Origin of the sequence: Sphingomonas jaspsi DSM 18422 (genome assembly GCF_000585415.1) — a bacterium.
In the GTDB taxonomy this organism is placed as follows: domain Bacteria; phylum Pseudomonadota; class Alphaproteobacteria; order Sphingomonadales; family Sphingomonadaceae; genus Sphingomicrobium; species Sphingomicrobium jaspsi.
This window is the reverse complement of sequence record NZ_KK073876.1, coordinates 589,301-611,081: the sequence shown is the minus strand read 5'-3', so window position 1 is coordinate 611,081 and position 21,781 is coordinate 589,301. Positions and strand designations below refer to the sequence as shown.

At 64.1% G+C, this 21,781-nt stretch carries 20 protein-coding genes; 12 read left to right on the top strand and 8 right to left on the bottom strand.

Translation table 11 applies throughout. The features are described 5' to 3' along the window. Complete coding sequence (locus tag G570_RS03070) at positions 1-750, bottom strand: electron transfer flavoprotein subunit beta/FixA family protein (protein WP_037499022.1); 750 nt, start codon at positions 748-750, stop codon at positions 1-3. Between the two features lie 21 nt (positions 751-771). Further along, positions 772-1,971 (bottom strand): ADP-forming succinate--CoA ligase subunit beta, encoded by a 1,200-nt coding sequence (gene sucC / locus G570_RS03065; protein WP_037499019.1) that lies wholly within the window; start codon positions 1,969-1,971, stop codon positions 772-774. A gap of 149 nt (positions 1,972-2,120) precedes the next feature. On the opposite strand from sucC, the gene dinB reads away from it, so the two are divergent. The 5 genes from dinB to G570_RS03040 all read left to right on the top strand — a co-directional run bounded on the left by dinB (position 2,121) and on the right by G570_RS03040 (position 6,617). Beyond that, positions 2,121-3,158: a DNA polymerase IV gene (gene dinB / locus G570_RS03060; protein WP_051504504.1), complete on the top strand. Its 1,038-nt coding sequence runs from the start codon at positions 2,121-2,123 to the stop codon at positions 3,156-3,158. Positions 3,159-3,325: 167 nt separating this feature from the next. Continuing rightward, on the top strand, positions 3,326-3,859 hold the full coding sequence (locus G570_RS03055) for a CarD family transcriptional regulator (RefSeq protein ID WP_037499015.1): 534 nt from the start codon (positions 3,326-3,328) through the stop codon (positions 3,857-3,859). Between the two features lie 148 nt (positions 3,860-4,007). Further along, positions 4,008-5,060 carry a retroviral-like aspartic protease family protein gene (locus tag G570_RS03050; RefSeq protein ID WP_037499012.1) on the top strand — a complete coding sequence of 351 codons (1,053 nt, stop codon included), beginning with the start codon at positions 4,008-4,010 and terminating at the stop codon, positions 5,058-5,060. A gap of 72 nt (positions 5,061-5,132) precedes the next feature. Beyond that, a complete protein-coding gene (locus G570_RS03045; RefSeq protein WP_037503579.1) occupies positions 5,133-5,852 on the top strand; it encodes a head GIN domain-containing protein in 720 nt (239 codons plus the stop codon). Between the two features lie 54 nt (positions 5,853-5,906). After that, positions 5,907-6,617: a GIN domain-containing protein gene (locus G570_RS03040; protein ID WP_037499010.1), complete on the top strand. Its 711-nt coding sequence runs from the start codon at positions 5,907-5,909 to the stop codon at positions 6,615-6,617. An 84-nt stretch (positions 6,618-6,701) separates the two neighbouring features. On the opposite strand, the gene G570_RS03035 is transcribed toward G570_RS03040, so the two are convergent. Further along, entirely contained in the window at positions 6,702-7,100 is a 399-nt protein-coding gene (locus G570_RS03035; protein ID WP_037503575.1) for a DUF1489 family protein, read from the bottom strand. A 39-nt stretch (positions 7,101-7,139) separates the two neighbouring features. After that, positions 7,140-8,564: a magnesium transporter gene (gene mgtE / locus G570_RS03030; RefSeq protein WP_037499008.1), complete on the bottom strand. Its 1,425-nt coding sequence runs from the start codon at positions 8,562-8,564 to the stop codon at positions 7,140-7,142. Positions 8,565-8,686: 122 nt separating this feature from the next. Between mgtE and G570_RS03025 the strand changes: the two genes are divergently transcribed. The 3 genes from G570_RS03025 (at position 8,687) to G570_RS03015 (ending at position 12,474) form a co-directional block, all read left to right on the top strand. After that, the gene (locus G570_RS03025; protein ID WP_037499005.1) at positions 8,687-9,142 is read left to right on the top strand and encodes a peptidylprolyl isomerase; all 456 of its coding nucleotides are present in this window, start codon (positions 8,687-8,689) and stop codon (positions 9,140-9,142) included. A 2-nt stretch (positions 9,143-9,144) separates the two neighbouring features. Further along, positions 9,145-9,903 carry an SDR family NAD(P)-dependent oxidoreductase gene (locus G570_RS03020; RefSeq protein ID WP_037499003.1) on the top strand — a complete coding sequence of 253 codons (759 nt, stop codon included), beginning with the start codon at positions 9,145-9,147 and terminating at the stop codon, positions 9,901-9,903. A gap of 258 nt (positions 9,904-10,161) precedes the next feature. Continuing rightward, on the top strand, positions 10,162-12,474 hold the full coding sequence (locus tag G570_RS03015) for a CDC48 family AAA ATPase (RefSeq protein ID WP_037503572.1): 2,313 nt from the start codon (positions 10,162-10,164) through the stop codon (positions 12,472-12,474). Here the strand turns inward: G570_RS03015 and G570_RS03010 are convergent. Beyond that, the gene (locus G570_RS03010) at positions 12,471-13,787 is read right to left on the bottom strand and encodes an MFS transporter (RefSeq protein ID WP_051504502.1); all 1,317 of its coding nucleotides are present in this window, start codon (positions 13,785-13,787) and stop codon (positions 12,471-12,473) included. The genes G570_RS03015 and G570_RS03010 overlap by 4 nt on opposite strands. Before the next feature lie 227 nt (positions 13,788-14,014). Here G570_RS03010 and G570_RS03005 point away from each other — a divergent pair, with 227 nt between their 5' ends. Continuing rightward, the gene (locus tag G570_RS03005) at positions 14,015-14,536 is read left to right on the top strand and encodes a class I SAM-dependent methyltransferase (protein ID WP_245600314.1); all 522 of its coding nucleotides are present in this window, start codon (positions 14,015-14,017) and stop codon (positions 14,534-14,536) included. A 5-nt stretch (positions 14,537-14,541) separates the two neighbouring features. On the opposite strand, the gene G570_RS03000 is transcribed toward G570_RS03005, so the two are convergent. After that, the gene (locus G570_RS03000; RefSeq protein ID WP_051503982.1) at positions 14,542-15,720 is read right to left on the bottom strand and encodes a phospholipase D-like domain-containing protein; all 1,179 of its coding nucleotides are present in this window, start codon (positions 15,718-15,720) and stop codon (positions 14,542-14,544) included. 128 nt (positions 15,721-15,848) lie between these two features. Here G570_RS03000 and rpoZ point away from each other — a divergent pair, with 128 nt between their 5' ends. Next, positions 15,849-16,190 carry a DNA-directed RNA polymerase subunit omega gene (gene rpoZ / locus G570_RS02995; RefSeq protein WP_037498997.1) on the top strand — a complete coding sequence of 114 codons (342 nt, stop codon included), beginning with the start codon at positions 15,849-15,851 and terminating at the stop codon, positions 16,188-16,190. A 71-nt stretch (positions 16,191-16,261) separates the two neighbouring features. Here rpoZ and G570_RS02990 read toward each other — a convergent pair whose 3' ends face one another. Further along, entirely contained in the window at positions 16,262-16,744 is a 483-nt protein-coding gene (locus tag G570_RS02990) for a winged helix-turn-helix transcriptional regulator (protein WP_051503981.1), read from the bottom strand. A gap of 136 nt (positions 16,745-16,880) precedes the next feature. On the opposite strand from G570_RS02990, the gene G570_RS02985 reads away from it, so the two are divergent. Continuing rightward, entirely contained in the window at positions 16,881-17,198 is a 318-nt protein-coding gene (locus G570_RS02985; RefSeq protein WP_037498994.1) for a CC_3452 family protein, read from the top strand. A 119-nt stretch (positions 17,199-17,317) separates the two neighbouring features. After that, positions 17,318-19,408: a RelA/SpoT family protein gene (locus G570_RS02980; protein ID WP_037498991.1), complete on the top strand. Its 2,091-nt coding sequence runs from the start codon at positions 17,318-17,320 to the stop codon at positions 19,406-19,408. Here G570_RS02980 and G570_RS02975 read toward each other — a convergent pair. Then, on the bottom strand, positions 19,405-21,699 hold the full coding sequence (locus G570_RS02975; protein ID WP_156930300.1) for an NADP-dependent malic enzyme: 2,295 nt from the start codon (positions 21,697-21,699) through the stop codon (positions 19,405-19,407). The two genes, G570_RS02980 and G570_RS02975, sit on opposite strands and share 4 nt — an antisense overlap. Between the last annotated feature and the right edge of the window lie 82 nt (positions 21,700-21,781).

Sequence of the window (21,781 nt, the reverse complement as noted above, 5' to 3'; positions counted from 1 at the left end):
TTACGCGACTCCCATGTCTTTAAGCTTGGCGACGAGTTCGTCGACCGAGCCGACCTTGATCCCGGCGGTGCGCTTCGCCGGTTCGGTCACCTTGAGCGTTTCGAGGCGCGGCGCGACGTCGACGCCATAATCACCGGGCGACTTGGTCGCGAGCGGCTTTGACTTGGCCTTCATGATGTTCGGCAGCGAGGCGTAGCGCGGCTCGTTGAGGCGAAGGTCGGTGGTGACGATCGCCGGGGTGGCGAGCTTCACCGTTTCGAGACCTCCGTCGATTTCGCGAGTGACGCTGACGTCGCTTCCTGCGACTTCGACCTTGGAGGCGAAGGTGCCCTGCGGCCAGCCCAGCAGCGCGGCCAGCATCTGGCCGGTCTGGTTGCTGTCGTCGTCGATCGCCTGCTTGCCGAGGATGACGAGGCCGGGGGCCTCCTCCTCGACCACACCCTTCAGGATCTTGGCGACCGCGAGCGGTTCGACGCTCTCTTCATCGGTCTGGACCAGCACGGCGCGGTCGGCACCCATCGCCAGCGCGGTACGCAGCGTTTCCTGCGCCTTGGCCGGGCCAATCGAGACCACCACGATCTCGGTCGCCGCGCCTTTTTCCTTGAGGCGGATGGCTTCTTCGACCGCGATTTCGTCGAACGGGTTCATCGACATTTTGACGTTGGCGAGGTCGACCCCGCTTCCGTCCATCTTCACGCGCGGTTTCACGTTGTAATCGATCACCCGCTTGACGGCGACGAGCAGCTTCATGGCAGTGGCTCTCCTGAAAGCTTAGGCGGCTTGTTTGACTTCGGCGACGATCTTGCGGGCGGCGTCGCCCAGGTCGTCGGCCGACACGATCGGCAGGCCCGAATTGGCGAGAATGTCCTTGCCCAGCTGGACGTTGGTGCCTTCGAGGCGAACCACCAGCGGAACGTCGAGGTTCACTTCCTTGGCCGCCGCGACGATGCCTTCGGCGATCGTGTCGCAGCGCATGATGCCGCCGAAGATGTTGACCAGGATGCCCTTCACGGCGGGGTCGCTCAAAATGATCTTGAACGCCGCGGTGACCTTTTCCTTGTTGGCGCCGCCACCGACATCGAGGAAGTTGGCCGGGAAGGCGCCGTTCAGCTTGATGATGTCCATCGTCGCCATGGCGAGGCCGGCGCCGTTGACCATGCAGCCGATGTCGCCGTCTAGCTTGATGTAGGCGAGGTCGTACTTCGAGGCCTCGATTTCCATCGGATCTTCTTCGGTGAGGTCGCGCAGCTCGGCCAGGTCCTTGTGGCGGAACATGGCATTGCTGTCGAAGCCGACCTTGGCGTCCAAGACCATCAGCTTGCCGTCGTCGGTGATGGCGAGCGGGTTGATTTCGATTTGGCTGGCGTCGGTGCCGAGGAACGCCTTGTAGAGGCCGGCGGTCACGCTGGCGGCCTGCTTGGCGAGGTCGCCGGTAAGGCCGAGCGCGGCAGCGACGGCGCGGCCGTGGTGCGGCATCAGGCCGGTCGCCGGATCGACGGTGATGGTGTGGATCTTTTCCGGCGTGTCATGGGCGACGGTTTCGATGTCCATGCCGCCTTCGGTCGAGGCGACGATGGCGATGCGGCCGGTGGCGCGATCGACCAGCAGCGCGAGGTAGAATTCCTTGGCGATGTCGACGCCGTCGGTGATGTAGAGACGCTGCACTTCCTTGCCGGCGTCGCCGGTCTGGATGGTGACCAGCGTACGCCCAAGCATTTCCTCGGCATGGGCGCGGACTTCGTCGATCGACTTTGCCAGGCGGACGCCGCCCTTGGCGTCGGGACCCAATTCCTTGAACTTGCCCTTGCCGCGGCCGCCGGCGTGGATCTGCGCCTTGACCACCCACAGCGGTCCAGGGAGTTGCTTGGCGGCCGCGACCGCTTCCTCGACGCTCATCGCGGCGTGGCCGGCGGGTACCGGAACGCCGAACTTCGCGAGCAATTCCTTGGCCTGATATTCGTGGATGTTCATGACGGGTCCTGTGAGTCCGAAAGGTTTGGCCGCCCTTAAGCAGAACTGGCCAGCCATTGCAAAGGCCTAGCACTCTTTATCCCACCCGCGTCGCGCGATAAGAACAGGGCGTGAACGAAGCCCCCGCCCGCAAGATCATCCACGTCGACATGGACGCCTTTTACGCGTCGGTCGAGCAGCGCGACGATCCGACCTTGCGCGGCAAGCCGGTCGCGGTTGGCGGCGGGCATCGCGGGGTGGTGGCCGCGGCGAGTTATGAGGCGCGTAAGTTCGGAGTGCGGTCGGCGATGCCATCGGTCACCGCCAAGCGGCGCTGTCCGGACCTCATCTTCGTCAAGCCGCGCTTCGACGTCTATCGCGGGGTCAGCCAGCAGATCCGCGCCATCTTCGCTGACTATACCGACCTCATCGAGCCGCTGGCGCTCGACGAGGCCTATCTCGATGTGACCGAGGATCGCAAAGGGCTGGGCACGGCCAAGGCCATCGCAGAGGAAATCCGCGCCCGCATCAAGGCCGAAACCGGGCTCACGGCGTCGGCCGGGGTGAGCTACTGCAAGTTCATCGCCAAGCTGGCGAGCGACCAGAACAAGCCCGATGGGCTGTGCGTCATCCCGCCGCACAAGGGTCCGGCGTTCGTCGCGACCCTGCCGGTCAAGCGCTTCCATGGCGTCGGGCCGGTGACGGCGGCCAAGATGGAGCGGCTGGGCATCCTGACCGGCGCCGACATGGCCGCATGGCCGTTAGAACAGCTTGAAGCCCATTTCGGGTCATCGGGGCGTTGGTACTGGCGAATCGCGCGCGGGATCGACGAACGGGAGGTCAAATCCGACCGCCCCTACAAGTCGGTCAGCGCCGAGCGCACCTTCGATGTCGACTATTTAACGGAAGAGGATTTGCGCCGGGAAGTCGAGCGCGTGGCGGGCCTTGCCTGGCAGCGGATCGAGCGGTCGGGAGTAAAGGGTCGCACGGTGACGCTGAAAGTGAAATATGCCGATTTCACGCAGATTACGCGGTCGAAGAGCTTTACTACGCCGTTAACCGGCAAGGTGTCGTTCGAAGCCGCCGGACAGGCGCTTTTGGATCTGATCCTGCCAGTTCCAAAAGGCGTTAGATTGCTGGGACTTGGCCTTCATTCGATCGTCGATCCCGACGTCGAGGCACCAAAACAACTGGGACTCGAAATTTGAATCATTTTCTGTTATATAATTGACACAAGGCCGTCGCCTTCCGCGGCGGTCGTTTCATACAGGATCAAAATCCACGTCAGGCATGGCCAGGACCGGGGGGTCGCTGTTGGGGGGCGATACGGCGAGGTCAGTGCGTGTCCGCGTGGACGTTTGAGAAAGGTGACTAAATGGCGGCGAAGGCCCTTAGCTTCGATGTTGGCGATTATGTGGTGTACCCCAAGCATGGTGTCGGCCGGGTGGTCGAACTCCAAAGCACCGAAATCGCCGGAACCCGCCTCGACCTCTATGTCCTTCGCTTCGAGAAGGAAAAGATGACGCTTCGCGTGCCGGTCGCCAAGGCGGATTCGGTCGGGATGCGCAAGCTGTCGAGCGACAAGACGATGAAGGACGCGCTGGAAACCCTGAAGGGCAAGCCCAAGGTCAAGCGCACCATGTGGTCGCGCCGCGCCCAGGAATATGAAGCGAAGATCAATTCGGGCGACCTGACGTCGATCGCCGAAGTGGTCCGCGACCTGTTCCGCCCGGACGATGCGCCCGAGCAGAGCTATTCGGAACGGCAGATCTTCGAAGCGGCCAGCTCGCGTCTTGCACGCGAACTCGGCGCGATGGAGCAGACCGACGAAAAGGCCGCGCTGGTCAAGATCCTCGAGATCCTGAACAAGGCTGCCGTGATCCATCACAAGACCCGCGAAGACGCCTGATTCAGGCGACTTCGACGGAACAGAAGGGCGCCCCTCACCGGGCGCCCTTTTTCGTTGTCCGCCGTCCATCGAAAATCGATGGCGGGCATCGGCCGCGTCGGCCTAGTCTCACCGCATCCGCAAGGAGGCGATGGCGGTGCGAAGAAGCATGCTCCTGGTTCCGACGGCGATGGCCTGCCTGTGGGTCGGCGGGGACTGCGCCAACGCCGAAACGCCTGCGCGGGTAGGGAAGCCCGTGACGGTGCCGACGGTCCCGTCGATGACCCTGCCGCCTGCCGTGATCGACAACCAGCTGGACATCGCGGGCGAAGAGATCCGCGCGCGCGAGTCCTTTACCCGCATGACGGTGGAGGTAATGCTCAACGGCCGCGGGCCGTACCGCTTCCTGGTCGACAGCGGCGCGGACAGTTCGGTGGTCGGGCTCAATATTGCCCGCGAACTCCAGCTGCCCTTGGGAACCCCGACCATCCTCCACGCCACCACCGCCAGCGCGATGGTCGACCGGGTGAAAGTCAACCAACTCACGCTGGGGCCGAGCAAGATCAACGACCTCGAACTTCCTGCGTTGAAGGAAGACGATCTGGGCGGCGACGGCATGATCGGTATCGACGCGCTGGTCGAGCAGCGGCTGATGATGGATTTCGAAAAGCGCGTCATCAAATCGGAAGACGCGCGGCGGCCGGCGCTGATGCTGGACGGCGAGATCGTCGTGACGGCACGGCGGAAACGCGGCCAGCTGATCCTGACCGAGGTGAGCGCGGCGGGCCTGCCCGTCGACGCGATCATCGATACGGGATCGGAAATCACCATCGGCAACCTGGCCCTGCGCGACAAGCTGATCCGCGGCAACCGCCGGAAATTCCAGTCGGTCAAGGCGATGGGCGTGACCGGTGTGGTCGTCGAGTTGCAAATGGCGCGCATCGCCGAACTGAAGATCGGATCGGTCACGCTCAATAATGTGCCGATGGCCTTTGCCGATGTGCCGCCTTTTACCGCCTTCGGGGTGAAGGACGAGCCGTCCCTGCTGCTCGGCACCGACCTTTTGTCGACCTTCCGCCGCGTCTCGCTCGATTTTCGCGCGCGCAAGGTTCGATTCCAGCTCCGCCGCTGCGGCTCGTCGGGGGTGATCATCGACGCCGGTCAGGCAACTTTGCTGTCCCGCATCCAGTCGGGCAACGACGCCTCGGTGTGTAAGCGCTGAACGACCGGACTTTCCGGTTGCGCTGACGACCGCATTACTGTATTATTGTGGCAACACGCCAAGGAGAAGGAAATGTTCCGTCCTGTTGCCATCGCTGCCGCTGCCCTGCTGTCGTCGGCTTGCCACTTTTCCGGACATAGCGAGGAGCGCGACGCCGGTCCGGCTGTCGATCGCACCTATGCCCTCGGTGCCTTCGACAAGATCGAGGTGGCCGGCCCCTATGACGTGAAGATCGTCACCGGCGGCCAACCCGGCGCGACGGCCAAGGGCGGTTCGGCCCTGCTCGACGAGACCGACGTGCTGGTCGAAGACGGCACGCTCAAGATCGTGCCCAAGAAACATAAGGGCATCCGCTTCAGTTGGCGGTCGGGCAAGGCCGAATTCACGGTAACGACTGCCGCTCTGCGCAAGGCGGGCATCGCCGGATCGGGCAACATCGACGTCGACAAGGTCGCGGGCGACTTCGACGGCGACGTCGCCGGGTCGGGCGCGCTCAAGATCGGTGCGACCAACGGCGGCGTTCTGAAATTTTCGATCGCCGGTTCCGGGGGGATCATGGCGAGTGGAGCGGCCGATTCGGTCGACCTGAACATCGCCGGATCGGGTGACATTGACACGTCCGCCGTGAAGGCCAAGACCGCTGACGTGTCGATCGCCGGGTCGGGCAACGTCCGGGCCCAGGCCAGCGACACGGCCAAGGTTTCGATCATGGGATCGGGCGATGTCGATATCGGCGGCGGCGCCAAATGCTCGGTGTCCAAGGCCGGTTCGGGCAATGTCAGCTGCCACTGAGGTCAGCCGTCGGTCTTGACCGTTCGTTAACCATGATCGCAGACTATAGGGCAGATGATCGCTCGTCTGCCCATTCTCGCTCTAATCGCGCTCGCCAGCCTGCCGGCCTCCGCCGCGCCCGGCGCATCCCGAAATTACGGGGTCAGCGGGTTCGATCGTATTCGCGTCGACGGCCCCTTCGAGGTTCGCCTGACGACCGGCGTGGCCCCGTTCGCAAAAGCCAGCGGCAAGAACAGCGCGGCGCTCGACAATGTATCGGTCAAGGTCGACGGGCGCACACTCATCATCCGGCGCGACGCCAATGCATGGGGCGGTTATCCGGGCGGTAGTAGCGGCCTGGTGGTGGTCGAGGTCGGAACGCACGATTTGTCCACTGCGTGGCTAAACGGCGCCGGCACATTGGCGATCGACAAGGTCAAGGGCTTAAGCTTCGACCTGAATGTCGAAGGCGCGGGGGTTGCAAGGATCAACAGCGTCGCAGTCGACCAGTTCCGGGTGTCGGTCAGCGGGTCTGGGACGGTCCGCCTCGCCGGCAAGACCCTCAAGGCCAGCACCTTTGCGCGCGGTTCGGTCAATATCGACGCCGCAGGCCTGTCAACCAAGGACGCGGTCGTGACAGCCGAAGGCCCTTCGCTCATCCAGCTGACGGCGACCGACACCGCCAAGGTCAACGCATTCGGCGTGGCGTCGGTGACCCTGAGCGGCAACCCCAGCTGCACCCTTCGCGTGCAGGGCTCGGCCAGCGTATCGGGCTGCAAGGAATAGGGAGGCGTTTCGACCGACGTTTTGCTCCGCCTCTGCGGGGGAGAAACATCGTATGAAATCCGCTGCTACCCGCACTGACGCTAGTCAGACCAACGCTAGGGCAGCCAGCTTGCCGTACAGGCGCGGCGGCAGGTCGCTGAGGCCGCTGCCGTCGCCGTCCACGCCCGGCGCGTCCTTTTCTTCGAGATAGCGCCAGCCTTGATGCGCGCGCTTGGGCTTGGGTGCCACCGACTGTAATTGGTCCGAACATACGAAGTCGATGCGGCCGTCGCTGCGATCCTCGATCCTGAGGATTTCCATCTTGGCGACGATGCGATGCTTGACGATCCAGTGCAGCGAGCCGCCGATCAGCTCGTCGGCGCGTTTGGGACGCATCCGGGTGGGAACGCGAACCTCTCCGCCGACCGATCGCGACGCGATCCGCCGTTCCAGCGTTTCCACGCTGGCGCAGCTGACGGCGACCTTGGTGAGATGAAGCGGCACGCCGCCCAAGTGGCGGGATATGCCCGGAAATTCAAGCCGCTAGCCGGCGAGTCCCGCGGCCGTCGCAAGGCCCAGGAAGACGAGGAAGCCCATCGAATCGGTGACCATCGTCACGAACACCGACGAAGCGACCGCCGGGTCGGCACCTGCTCGCTCCAGCCCCAGCGGAACCAGCACGCCGGCCAGCCCGGCGATCACGATATTGGTCAGCATCGCGGCGGCGATGACGACACCGAGTTCGGAGCTGCCGAGGAACAGGCTGACGCCGACCCCGATCAGGACGGCGATCGTCAATCCGTTCATCAGCGCCACGCGGATCTCGCGCCACACCGCACGCCAATGGTTTGACCCGGTAAGCTGGTTGGTCGCGATGGCACGCACGGTGACGGCAAGCGTCTGGGTGCCCGCATTGCCGCCGACCCCCGCGACGATCGGCATCAGCGCCGCGAGAATGGCCATGCGTTCGATCGAATGTTCGAAAAAGCGGATGACGGTCGCCGCGACGAGCGCGGTCAGCAGGTTGGCCGCTAGCCAGCGCACCCGCGCCTTGTAGGTGTCGACCAGCGGCTCGTTGATGTCGCCTTCGCCCGCACCAGACAGCAGCAGCGCGTCCTCTCCGGCTTCTTCCTGAATGATGTGGACGATGTCGTCGACCGTGATCATGCCGACCAGGCGGCCCGACGGGTCCACCACCGCAGCGGAGATGAGCGCGTATTTCTGGAACTTCAGCGCCACTTCTTCCTGGTCGAGGTCGACCGGGATCAGCGTCTGCTTGCGCTTCATCACCTCGGCGACCGGGGTCGACCGGGGCGAGCGCAAGATCAGCGACAGCTTGCAGGTGCCGACCGGATGGTGCTGCGGATTGACGACGAACACTTCCCAGAAATCGTCGGCCAGTTCCTCGCCCGACCGGAGGTAGTCGATGACCTGGCCGATGGTCCAATGTTCCGGCACCGCGATGAGGTCGCGCTGCATGAGGCGGCCAGCGGTTTCTTCCGGATAGGTAAGCGCTTCTTCGACCGCGGCGCGATCGTAAGGCTCCATCGCGCGGAGGACGGCGCGCTGCTCATCTTCCTCCAGGTCTTCGATGATCGCGACCGCGTCGTCGGTATCGAGCTGGGCGGCGAGGTCGGCGACCTGCTGCGGCTCCATCTCGTCGATGACGTCTTCGCGGACGAATTCGTTGAGTTCGGCGTAAACGTCGGCGTCGACCAGCCCTTCGAGCGCCTGGATAAGGTCGCCGCGCTCGTCCGCAGGCGTCAATTCGATGAGGTCGGCGATGTCGGCCGGGTGGAGCTCGGCGACCAGCGACCGCGCTTCCTCGTCATCGCCGTCGGCGACGGCGTCGAGCACTTCGCGGACGAAGCGCGGCCGCAGCCGGTCTTCCTCGTCCATCACCGCATCGTTTTCGACCTGGGTCTCGGGCTCATGCAGAGGGGTGGCGATGATGTCGCTGTCGCTCATGGCGCCTCTTCCCCTCAGCCCGCTTGTGGTTCGTCGCGCCTCCCTATGCCGCCTAGGCCACTGGCGCAACCGGCAAGGCACGACTACATGGCGGCCAGATTTTCCCAGATAAGGACAAGACCATGGCCGACGCCAACACCCTGACCCTCACCCTTTCGACCGGCGGCGACGTCGTGATCAAGCTCCGTCCGGACCTTGCGCCGGGTCACGTCGCGCGCATCGCCGGCCTCGCAAAGGACGGTTTCTACGATGGCGTCGTGTTCCATCGCGTTATCCCGGGCTTCATGGCGCAGGGCGGCGACCCGACCGGCACCGGCATGGGCGGCAGCGACCTTCCCGACCTGAAGGCCGAATTCAACGCCGAACCGCATGTTCGCGGCACCTGCTCGATGGCGCGTGCGCAGAACCCGAATAGTGCGAACAGCCAGTTCTTCATCTGCTTCGACGACGCCCGCTTCCTCGACAACCAGTATACCGTCTGGGGCCAGGTCGAGAGCGGGATGGAATATGTCGACGCGCTGCCGACCGGCGAACCCGTGCGCGACCCGGGCAAGATCGTCAAGGCGACGGTGGCCTGACCATGACCGAAGCGGTCGCCCTCATCACCGGCGCCTCGGCAGGGCTTGGCGTCGATTTCGCGCGCCAGCTTTCGGCCAGGGGCCGCCGGCTGGTGCTGGTCGCCCGCCGCAAGGACCGGCTCGACGCGCTGGCGGCCCAACTCGGCAACGCCCGCGCGGTCGAGCTGGACCTCAGCGAACCGAATGCGGCGGACAAGTTGATGGCCGACCTTGCCGCCCATGGCGAACATGTCGATCTGTTGGTCAATAACGCCGGCTTCGGCCTGACCGGCAAGTTCGTCGGGCAGGACGGCAAGCGGCTGCGCCAGATGATCGACCTCAATTGCGGCCTGTTGACCGAACTGGCGCACGCCGTGATGCCGGGCATGATCGAGCGCAATTCGGGTCAGATCCTCAACGTCGCCTCGACCGCCGCCTTCCAGCCGGGCCCCGGCATGGCGGTCTATTTCGCGACCAAGGCCTATGTGCTGTCATTTAGCGAAGCGCTGCACGAAGAAGTAAAGGGCGACGGCGTGACCGTCTCGGCGCTCTGCCCGGGACCGACCGCGACCGAATTCGGCCAAGTGGCCGGGTTCGGCGGCCATCCGGTCGTCGACAAGATGTTCATGACCTCACCCGAGGTCGTCCGAATCGGGCTGGAGGGCATCGACGCCGGAAAGGCGGTTGTGATTCCTGGCTTTGCCAACAAGGCGGGGGCGCAGGGGCACCGCTTCCTACCCCGCAGCATCCTGAGGAAGATCGCCGGCACGATTAAATTGTGAGCGTTCTCAATCCCGTTTCGCTTTGCATACCTATTCATGCTGCACCTGCGAAATCCCTCTTGCCAAAATCGTTGTGCAGTGCGATAAAGACCCTGCCTTTCGAGGCATCCTCTCCTGAATCCTTCCGGCCGGGCGGCGACGCCCGGCCCTTTTTTTTGCCCGTTTCGATCCCAGATTGAACCGATGGCCCCCTGCCGCCGTTTCCAAGGCGGCGCGTTGTGGGGCCTGTCGAACAATAAGAAGGATCTGGATAAGCCGATGGCTGACGTCGAAACCATCACCGGCAAGGTACAAGTCGCCAACCTGCCCCCCGCCGACAGCGGACGCGGCATCGCCCGCCTGCCCGGCAAGCTTATGCAGGAGCTGGGCCTCAACGAAGGCGACGTGATCGAGATTGTGGGCAAGCGTTCGACCGCCGCCCGCGCCATCCGCCATTACGGCGACGACGAGGGGCTGGACATTATTCGGCTCGACGGCCTGCAGCGGTCCAACGCCGGCGTCGGCTCCGGCGAATATGTCGAGGTGAAGAAGGCGGTCAGCCGTCCGGCTGTCCGGGTCGTGTTCGCTCCGGCCCAGAACAATGTCCGCCTGCAGGGTTCGACAGAGGCTCTCCGCCGCAGCTTCGAGGATCGCCCGTTCACCGAAGGCGATACGGTGGCGATCGCCGGTCACCAGCGGGTCAACACCGACATGCCCGACCACATCCGCCAGCTGCTCAATGCGCCGGCGTTCGCGCTACAGGAAGTGCGCTTGCAGGTGGTTTCAGCGAGCCCGCGCGGCATCGTCCACATCAACGCCGACACGGTGGTCGAGCTGCTGCCCGAATTCGACGGCACCAAAGTGGAGCGGCGTGCCGACGTCACCTACGACGATCTCGGCGGCATGGGCAGCACGATCGACGCGCTGCGCGAAATGGTCGAACTGCCGCTTCGGCACCCGGAGCTCTTCCAGCGGCTGGGCGTCGACCCGCCCAAGGGCGTCTTGCTGCACGGCCCGCCCGGCACCGGCAAGACCCGGCTCGCACGCGCCGTCGCCAACGAAAGCGACGCCCGTTTCTTCCATATTGCGGGCCCCGAAGTAATGGGCAGCGCCTATGGCGAAAGCGAAAAGAAGCTTCGCGAGCTGTTCGAGGAGGCCGCCAAGAGCGCGCCGTCAATCATCTTCATCGACGAGATCGACTCGATCGCACCCAAGCGCAGCCAAGTGAGCGGCGAAGCGGAAAAGCGTCTGGTCGCCCAGTTGCTGACGTTGATGGACGGCCTTGAACCGCGCCAGAACCTGGTCGTCATCGCCGCCACCAACAGGCCCGACGCGATCGACGAGGCGCTTCGCCGCCCCGGCCGATTCGACCGCGAGATCGTGGTCGGCGTTCCGGACGAAAAAGGCCGACGCGAAATCCTCGGCATCCATACCCGCGGCATGCCGCTGGCTGACAATGTCGACCTCGATGCCCTGGCCAAGCGGACCTACGGCTTTGTTGGCGCGGACCTTTCGGCGCTCGTCCGCGAGGCCGCGCTCGAAGCGGTGCGCCGGATCATGCCCAAGCTCGACCTCAACAAGGAAACCATCCCGACCGAGGTTCTCGACGCCCTTTCGGTTGAACAGAGCGATATCGACAATGCGCTGAAGCGGGTCCAGCCGAGCGCCATGCGCGAGGTGATGGTGCAGGTGCCGAACCTCAGCTGGGACGACATCGGCGGCCTCGACGAGGCGCGAGACAAGCTGCGAGAAGGTGTCGAGCTTCCGCTCAAGCATCCCGACGCGTTCAAGCGCTTGGGCATCCGACCTGCCAAGGGCTTCCTGCTTTATGGCCCGCCGGGTACCGGCAAAACCTTGCTCGCAAAAGCTGCGGCGAAGGAGTCGGAAGCCAACTTCATCGCCACCAAATCCAGCGACCTGCTCAGCAAATGGTATGGCGAGAGCGAGCAGCAGATCGCCCGCCTGTTCGCCCGCGCCCGCCAGGTCGCGCCGACGGTGATTTTCATCGACGAGCTGGATAGCCTGGTGCCGGCCCGTGGCGGCGGACTTGGCGAACCGCAGGTGACCGAACGCGTCGTCAATACCATCCTTGCCGAGATGGACGGGCTCGAAGAGCTCAACAACGTCGTCCTCATTGGCGCGACCAACCGTCCAAACCTGATCGACCCCGCGCTCCTGCGCCCGGGGCGGTTTGACGAGTTGATCTACGTCGGCCCGCCCGACACCGCTGGTCGCCGCCGCATCCTTGCAATCCACACGAAGGACATGCCACTGTCGAAGGACGTCGACCTGGAAAGCCTGGCACGGCGGACCGAACGGTTCACTGGTGCCGACTTGGAAGACCTGACCCGACGCGCAGGTCTTACGGCGCTTCGACGCGACTTGCAGGGCGGCGAAGTCACCATGGCCGATTTCGAAAAGGCGCTGACCGAAACCCGGCCTTCGGTGACCGAAGAGATGCTGGCCGACTATGCCCGCATCAAGGAAACGCTCAAGGCCGACGCGGTGAAGCCGGTTGGCGGCATCGGCTTCGTGATGCCGGGCATGCTCAAGCCCAAGGGAACGACCAAGGGCGACGACAACAAGGCCTAATCCTGTCGGGGCGCTGCCAGTCGGTGGCGCCCCCACAGCACCAGCGCCAAGAGCAGCGCCGCGCTGACCGCGAATGGCCAATGCGGATCGATGCCATAAAGCGCCATGCCGACACCCGGCGCTGCGACATAGGAAATGCCGTTGGCGGCGGTGACCACGCCGGCCACGCCGCCTTGTTCGGTCAGCGGGACGGCAAGGCTTGCGCCGCCGGTGAAACCCGGGCGGGTAAAACCAAAGCCAAGACTGGTGATGCCGAAGCCCAGCACCAGACCGTAAAGATCGGACGCCATCATGGTGACGACCATGCCGGCGGCCGCGACGGCCGATCCCCACAGAATCAGCGACCTCGGCGCCAGATTGAGACGGGGAATGAGTCCCCATTGCGCCGCCAGCGTCGCCGCTGCACCCGCCATCATGACGATGGCGATTTCCTGCTCCGACCCGTGAGGGGCAAGGTGCAACCGGTCGATGGTGAAGAAGCCGATGCAGCTCAATGCAGCCGCTTGGGCGTGGCCCGCCGCGACCCCGGCGATGATCCAGTTGCGAATCCGCCGATCGCACCAATTCATCGGCGCGGCACGCGGGTTGGTGGCTGCCACCACGCTGGCCCCGGTCGGAGAGGACGCCAGCGACGGGTAACTCATGGCGGCACCATGACCGGCGCGTCGGCCGTGGCGAGGCTTGCTGTCGTCGGGCAGCCAGCGGGCGACGGCAATCAGCGTGACGAGGCCGATGGCTGCAAAGGCGAACATCGGGCCTGACAGTCCGACGAACGGAAGCACGAAGAGGGGCGCCAGCGCCGGGCCGACGATCGTCCCGAGCCCGAAGCTGCTCGACAGGGACGACAGTGCCGGCACGCGTCCGGAGCGCCGTGTCTTCGAGGCGAGATAAGCCTGCGTCGCGCTGGGCGTCGCACATCCCAGCGATCCGTAGATCGACCGGAACAGCCCGAACAGGACAAAGGTCAACGTCGGTCCGATCAGTCCTTTCATCCCCGCCAGAAGCGCCAGCCCGCAAAGCGTCATGGACACGACGAACCCGCCGACGCCCATCATGGTCAGCCGCTTACGACCATGGACATCGCTTTTCCGCGCCCAGTATGGCGCCAGCGACACCCACAGGATTGCCGACCAGGTATAGGACATGGTCACCCAGAAATCGGACATACCGATGTCCCGGCCGATGGCCGGCATGACCGATTGCAGCGCCGTGTTACCGGCGGCGGCGACCAGCATGGCCGCGAACAGCAGCAAGAAATGCGGCGTGGTCAGCGCGCTGGCGGCGATGCGCGGCCTGGTGGGTCCAAACTGCATCTTTTCGACATAGGGACAGGTTCGGTGCGACGAAAGCCGTCCATTTGCCTTGCCAAGCGCCTTCGCATTTGCGAACGGCAACGGTCATTAATGCGATTTTGCGGAGCCGGTTCTTGAACGCGACCCGAGTGAGCCAGTTGAAGAACCAGCGTCAGTCACTGCGCGCCGGCCGTGGGCGCAAGCATCCGCGGTGGCAGTTTCTGCGCGGCTTCATCAAGCATCCGGTGATGGTCGGCTCGATCATACCCTCCTCCAAAATCCTGATCGAAAAGATGTTGAAGCCGGTCGACTGGCAGAACACGAAACTGTTCGTCGAATATGGACCGGGCGTCGGCACGTTCACCCGGCCGATCCTCGAAAAAATGGCGCCCGACGCGAAGTTGATCGCGATCGACACCAATCAGGATTTCATCGATTATCTGGCCGACGACATCGACGACGACCGCTTCATCGCCGTCCATGGTTCTGCCGCCGACGTCGAAGCGATCATCCGCGACCATGGTTTTGATCATGCCGACTACATCCTGTCGGGCCTGCCCTTTTCGACGCTGCCGCCCGGCGTGGGCGATGCGATCGCCGCTGCCACCGGCCGCGCCATTCGTGATGGCGGCGCTTTCCTGGTTTATCAGTTCAGCCCCAAGGTGCGCGACTTCATCGCGCCGCATTTCGAGAAGATCGATCGCGGCTTCGAATGGATCAACGTGCCGCCGGCGACCCTCTTCTGGGCCTATCGCCAGCGCCAGCACTGACGCCTCTATTCGATTCCGAAATTGATGCGCCTGGTCACCGTATAGTCGACCGTGGTCACCAGCCAGTAGGACAAGGTCCATTTCAGTCGCCGCCACAGGCTTGCGCGCTGGCGGTGAAGGTCGGGCGTAATGCGAACGCTGTCGGCGATTTCCGCGTCGACATAGGCCCGCATCTGGTCCGCGAAACCCGCGTCCTCGACCCGCAGCATGATTTCGAGGTTGAGGTAGAGGCTACGGAAGTCAAAGTTGGACGAGCCGATGTGGACGACGTCGTCGACGATATAGAGCTTGGTATGCAGCTTGGCCGGCTGATATTCGTAAATCTCGACATTGCGCCGAAGCAGCCTGCGATACGTATGGCGGGCCGCGGCGATCGTCGCGCTATTGTCCGACTTGGCGGCGTTGACGATGCGGGCGGTGCCGCGCAGGCCAAGGCGACCGATGCGTTTCAGCATCGGCCATGACGGCGCAAAATAGGCGGCGACGATGTCGAGCCGCTTTCCGGCGTCGATTTCCCGCGCGATCGTGCCCGGCCACGGATTGCGGCGACGCATTGGGCCGCTGAAGCGCCAACTGACCCGTCCTTGGCCATGACTATGGCGCTGAATGATCCGCCGAAGGTCACGGATGCGGTTCCGGCTGCCAGTCGTCCAGGCGTGAACGTCGTCGAAGTAGTCGGACAATTCCTCGACGGCCGGACCGTCGAGCAGCAGCCACAGGTCGCGCCAGCGGTCTGCCCCCTGGTCGGTCAGATAGTTGGCGTCGAGATTGGCCCCGCCGACCAGCGCCAACCGACGATCGGCAATCGCCATCTTCTGATGGTTGCGGATGAGGTATCGGCGCCCGTAGCTGGGGTGGAAGATGCAGAAATGTCCCCCGGCATCCTTCAGGGGGGCGAGGAATTCGGCGTCCGCGCTGCCGCATCCGAACCCGTCGATCAGCAGCCTTACCTTCACGCCCCGCGCCGCGGCGCGGGTCAGGCCTTCGAGGATGGCGTTCCCCGCCACGTCATCGCTGAACATGTAAAAGAGCAGGGCGAGTTCGCTCTGCGCGCTGTCGATCAGCGACAGGATCTGGTTCAGCCGCTCCTGGCCGCTCGGGATCAGCAGCATCGTATTGTCGCCGACGGTCGCGCCGATGCTTCGGTTGGTCGTCGGCCCTTGCGGATGTTCCATGTCGCTCATCGTCCCTGCTCAAGATGAACAGCGCGCGTGCAAAGGGCAAGTTCCACCGGATTTCATTGACTCTTGCGGCATCGATCCCTAAGTCCCGCGCTTTCGAAAACACCTTCCTTTTAAGTGCGGAGCGGCAAATGGCGCGCGTGACGGTCGAAGATTGCGTCGACAAGATTCCCAACCGGTTTGACCTGGTGCTGATGGCGGCCCAGCGCGCCCGGCAGATTTCGGGTGGCGCCGACCTCACCATCGATCGCGACCGCGACAAGAACCCGGTCGTCGCCCTGCGCGAGATCGCCGAACAGACGGTTCGTCCGAAGCATCTCGAAGAAGCGATCGTGTCGAATCTGCAGCGGGTCCGTATCGACGAAGACGATGAGACGGATGAACTGGCGTCGCTGAGCGAATCGGCCGAAGCGCTGCGTCTCACCGCCGCCGCGCCGCCGCGTCCGACCCCGTCGGGCGGCGATTACGAATAACCATCGCGCACAGCCTGGCCGCGAGACAGGCAAGCACGACGTTAGGGCGGCCTTCGGGTCGCCCTTTTTCGTTAGATCTGCTTTGGCGGGTGCTTCAGGCTGGCGCCAGTGGCCCGGTCGACCCACATAAGCTCTTCCAGCTTGAGTTCGCGACCGTCCTCCGCCTGAACGCAAATGCGGCGGATAGGCTTGCCGTCACGCTGGTCCGCCAGGATGATTTCCTGGCGGCCATGCCCCCAGTCTTCGCCCCACTGGCGAAGCGCCAAGACCACCGGAAGCAAGGCTTCGCCCTTTTCGCTGAGCGAGTAGATCACCTTGCGGCGGTCATCCGGGTCGGGCTTGCGTTCCAGGATTCCGCCTTCGACCAGCTTGGCAAGGCGGTTCGACAGGATGTTGCGGGCGATCCCGAGACCGGCCTGGAACTGCTCGAAATGCTGCAGACCGTTGAGTGCGCCGCGAAGGATGAGAAAGGCCCATTTTTCGCCGATCAGTTCGACTGCGGGCGGCAGGGGGCAGCGGAGCGCCGCAGCGCGAAACGATTCAATATCCGGCATCGGATTCACGACATGTCTGTTCAACGCACATCTCTCCCACGCGCAACTTACACCATTGTTCAGCAAATAACAGTTGCGGATTGCAACGCGAATCGCTTACACAGTTGCGAACAGCAACTCAATTTCCGGAGGCACCATGACCCGCCTGCTCGCCGCCATTGCCGCGACCGCCCTCATTGCCAGCCCCGCGCTCGCCGGTAGCTACGTCGCCAAGCCGGCGGCGGCGCCCGCCGACGCCAAGATTACCGGTAAGGACATTCGCTGGAATTGCGCTGGCGGCTCGTGCCACGGCACCACCGAGCTTAGTCGCCCGGTCGTCCTGTGCCAGGACCTGGCCAAGAAGGCGGGGCGTATCGACAGCTTTCTTGCCGATGGCCGCGCGCTGGCCGCGGACGAACTTGCCAAGTGCAACAAGGACGCCAAGGGCGGCAGCGCCGTCGCCAACGCCAATTAAGGCTCCCGGCCCCGCGCCACGCATCGCGTGCGGCCACTTCGAAGGCCGGTTTCCGCGCCCTCGGAAACCGGTCTTTTTTGCGCTTGCGAAAGAAGGGGCGCTGACCCCATCTTAGACAAGTGCTGAGACAGTATGAACTGGTCGAAAAGGTCCGGGCCTATGATCCCGACGCCGACGAGGCGCTGATCAACCGCGCCTACGTCTTTTCGATGAAGGCGCATGGTGCGCAGGTGCGCGCGTCAGGCGACCCTTATTTCAGCCACCCGATCGAAGTCGCGGGCATTTTGACCGACCTCAAGCTCGACGACGAGACGATCGTCACCGCCATCCTCCACGATACGATCGAGGATACGGTCGCTACCCCCGAGCAGATCGAGAAACTGTTCGGGCCGTCGGTGGCGCGGCTGGTCGACGGGGTCACCAAGCTCAGCAAGATCGAGGCGCAGTCCGAGAATGAACGGGCCGCCGAAAATCTCCGCAAGTTCCTGCTCGCCTTGTCCGACGACATTCGCGTGCTGATGGTGAAGCTGGCCGACCGGCTGCACAACATGCGAACGCTTCACCACATCAAGAATGAGGACAAGCGCCGCCGCATCGCCAAGGAGACGATGGATATCTATGCCCCGCTGGCAGAGCGGATCGGCATGTACGAAATCATGCAGGAGATGCAGCAGCTGGCATTCCGCCAGTTGGAGCCGGACGCCTATGCCTCGATCACGCGGCGCCTAAAGCAACTGCACGATGCCGGCGGCGACTTGGTCAACCGGATCGGCCTCGGCCTCCAGCTCCACCTCAACGACCATGGCCTCGAAGCCGAAGTCACTGGGCGCGAGAAGCACCCCTTCTCGATCTGGAAGAAGATGGCCGAGCGGCACATCAGCTTCGAACAGCTGTCAGACGTGATGGCGTTTCGCGTCATCGTCGGCGACGTCGACCAATGCTACCAGGCGCTTGGCCTGATCCACCAGCGCTGGCCGATGGTTCCCGGGCGGTTCAAGGATTATATCTCTACTCCGAAGCGCAACGGCTATCGTTCGCTCCACAGCACGGTCATACACGACAGCAAGTCACGCATCGAAATCCAGATCCGCACTCGCCACATGCACGAGCAGGCCGAACGCGGCCTCGCGGCGCACTGGGCCTACAAGGAGCGCAAGCCTGCCGACGATGTAAAGGTTCCGTGGATCAGCGACCTCGTGGAAATCCTCGACCATGCGGCAAGCCCGGAAGAGCTGCTCGAGCATACCCGCATGGCGATGTACCAGGATCGCATCTTCGCCTTCACGCCCAAGGGCGAACTGATCCAGCTGCCCAAGGGTTCGACCCCGGTCGATTTCGCCTATGCCGTCCACACCGACCTCGGCGACCAGACGGTCGGCGCCAAGGTCAACGGTCGGGTGGTGCCGCTTCGGACCATCCTCGATAACGGCGACCAGGTCGAAATCCTGGCGTCTGAAGCCCAGCATCCGCAGCCCAGCTGGCTGCGCTTCGTCGTGACCGGCAAGGCGCGATCGGGTATCCGCCGCTTCGTTCGCCACAAGGAACGCGACGAAACGATCGAGCTCGGCCGCAAAATCTATGACGAAATCGTCGCCCGCCTGCCCTCACCGCTTGGTGCGGACGCGCTGAAGCGGGCGGTCAAGTCCTTGAAGGCCGAAGACGTCGAGGCGCTGATGATCAAGATCGCCCGGCGACAGGTCAGCGATGTCGAGCTGATGGAAGCGCTGATGCCTGGCTCGGCCGGTGGCGACGTTGCCCCGCGTCCGCTCGGCCAGCGCACCGCCATTTCGATCAAGGGTCTGACCCCCGGTGTCGCCTATGACCTAGCACAATGTTGCCACCCGATTCCCGGCGACCGCATCGTCGGCCTCCGCCGTGAGGATGAAGGGATCGAGGTGCATGTCATCGGCTGCGATCACCTGGCAAGCGGCGTCGATGCTGACTGGCTCGACCTCGCCTGGGGCGACGGATCGGACGGCGGCACCGCAAAGCTCAGTGTCATCCTGCGCGATGTCGCCGGGGCGCTCGGCGAAATGGCCGGCATCCTCGGCGCGAAGGGCGCCAACATCGTCAACCTGCAGCTTGCGCATCGCGACGGCAGCTTCATGACCTTCCACGTCGATGTGGAAGTGCACGACCTCGCCCATCTCCACGCCCTCGTCGCCGCCCTGCGGGCCGCCGACAGCGTCAGCCAGGTCGAACGAATCTAGCGCGATCGGGGCGGCGGCTTGCGCAGCGCGTCGGCACCGCCGGCGGCCAGCACCGCAAGCGTCACAAGGTCGGACGACGAAGCGGTCATCGGCGCGATCTGCACCGGCAGCTGCATGCCCATCAGGTAGGGCCCCAGGACATTCTCACCGCCCAGCGCCCTTAGCAGCTTGGCCGACAGATTGGCCGACTGCAGGCCAGGCATCACCAGAATGTTGGCCGGGCCGGTCAGGCGGCTGAACGGATAGAATTTCTGCTGCGCTTCGTGGTTGAGCGCCACGTCCGGACCCATTTCGCCTTCATATTCGAAGTCGACTTTCAGCGTGTCGAGCACCTTCACCGCGTCGCGGATTTCGCCGATGTGGCGGCCGACGGGGTTGCCGAAAGTAGTGTAGCTGACGAAGGCCACGCGCGGTTCCTGGCCCATCCGCCGGGCAAAGGCGGCCGCCCTTACCGCGATCGCTGCAAGCTGCTCGGCGGTCGGACGTTCGATCACGGCGGTGTCGGTAATCATCACCGTCCGGCCGCGCGACGCGATGATGTTGATGCCGAACGGCGAGGTGTCGTTCTTTTCGTCGTCGATCACCCAGCGTACCTGGCGCAGCGACTGGCTGAAGGGCCGGGTCGTGCCCGTGATCATCGCATCGCCTTCGCCCAGTGCCAGCATGGCGGCGGTGAAGGTGTTACGGTCCTGGTTGACCATCCGCTCGATCTCGCGCCGCAGCAGGCCATGGCGCTGGTGCTTGGCGTAGATGAAGTCGACTGCCTTCGCGACCATCGGCGAGTTGCGGCTGTTCAGGACCTCGTAGCTCTTGGGGTCGTCGACCCCCATTTCGGCCAGCTTGTCGTAGACGTCTTCGCGCCCGACCAGCACCGGCGTGCCGTAGCCGCCTTCCCTGAAGGCGATGGCGGCGCGGATGACATTGTCCTCTTCGCCTTCGGCAAACAGCACGCGGCGCGGGTTCGCGCGGGCCGCGTCATACGCCATGTTGAGCACCGATGAGGTCGGGTTGAGGCGCGCCTTCAATTGCTCGCGATAGGTCCGCATGTCCGAAATCGGCTTCTGCGCGACGCCGGTATCCATCGCGGCCTGCGCAACGGCGGCCGGCACGATCTCGATCAGGCGCGGGTCGAACGGCGCGGGGATGATGTAATCGGGACCGAAGCTGTGGCTCAGCCCGCCATAGGCGGCTGCGACCTCTTCGGGCACTGGTTCGCGCGCCAGCGCGGCGAGTGCTTCTGCCGCGGCTATCTTCATTTCCTCGTTGATCCCGGTCGCCCGCACGTCGAGGGCGCCGCGAAAGATGAAGGGGAAGCCCAGCACGTTGTTGACCTGGTTGGGATAATCCGAGCGACCGGTCGCGACGATCGCGTCGGGCCGCGCCTTCTTGGCTTCGGGCGGCGTGATTTCCGGATCCGGGTTGGCCATGGCGAAAATGATCGGTTGCGGCGCCATGTCCGTCACCATGTCCGGCTTTAACGCCCCCGCAGCGCTGAGGCCGAGGAAGACGTCGGCGCCGCTAAGCGCGTCCTTCAGGCTGCGCGCTTCGGTCACCACGGCATGCGCCGACTTGAACTGGTCGAGGTCGTCGCGGCCCTTGTGGATGACGCCAGACCGGTCGCACATGATGACATGGTCGTGGCGGACGCCCATCGCCTTGATCAATTCGGTGCAGGCGATGGCCGCGGCACCCGCGCCGTTCACGACGACCTTGATGTCTTTCAATTCGCGGCCTGTCAGGTGGCAGGCGTTGATCAGCCCGGCCGCGGTGATGATCGCCGTGCCGTGCTGGTCATCGTGGAAGACGGGGATATTCATCCGCTCCTTGAGCGCCTGTTCGATGACGAAACAGTCGGGGGCGGCGATGTCTTCGAGGTTGATGCCGCCGAAGCTGGGGCCGAGCAGCGCCACCGCGTTGATGAAGGCGTCTGCATCGGTCGTGTCGACCTCAAGGTCGATCGAATCGACGTCGGCGAAGCGCTTGAAGAGGACTGCCTTGCCTTCCATTACCGGCTTCGACGCCAGCGCGCCGAGATTTCCGAGGCCGAGGATGGCGGTGCCGTTCGAAATGACAGCGACGAGATTGCCCTTGGCGGTGAGGTCATAGGCCTTGCCCGGGTCTTTCGCGATCTCTTCGACCGGGACGGCAACGCCGGGAGAATAGGCGAGGCTGAGGTCGCGCTGGGTCGCCATCGGCTTCGATGCGACGATCTCGATTTTCCCCGGCCGACCGCGCGAATGGAAGTCCAGCGCTTCGTCGCGCGTGAATTTGACGTTGCTCTCGCTCAAAATTCTCTCCTGTCGGAAAGGCCTTTAGCGGCACTTAGCGGCAAGAGTCACCCTCGCGCGCGCGGCGCTTTGCCGCTAGCAAGGG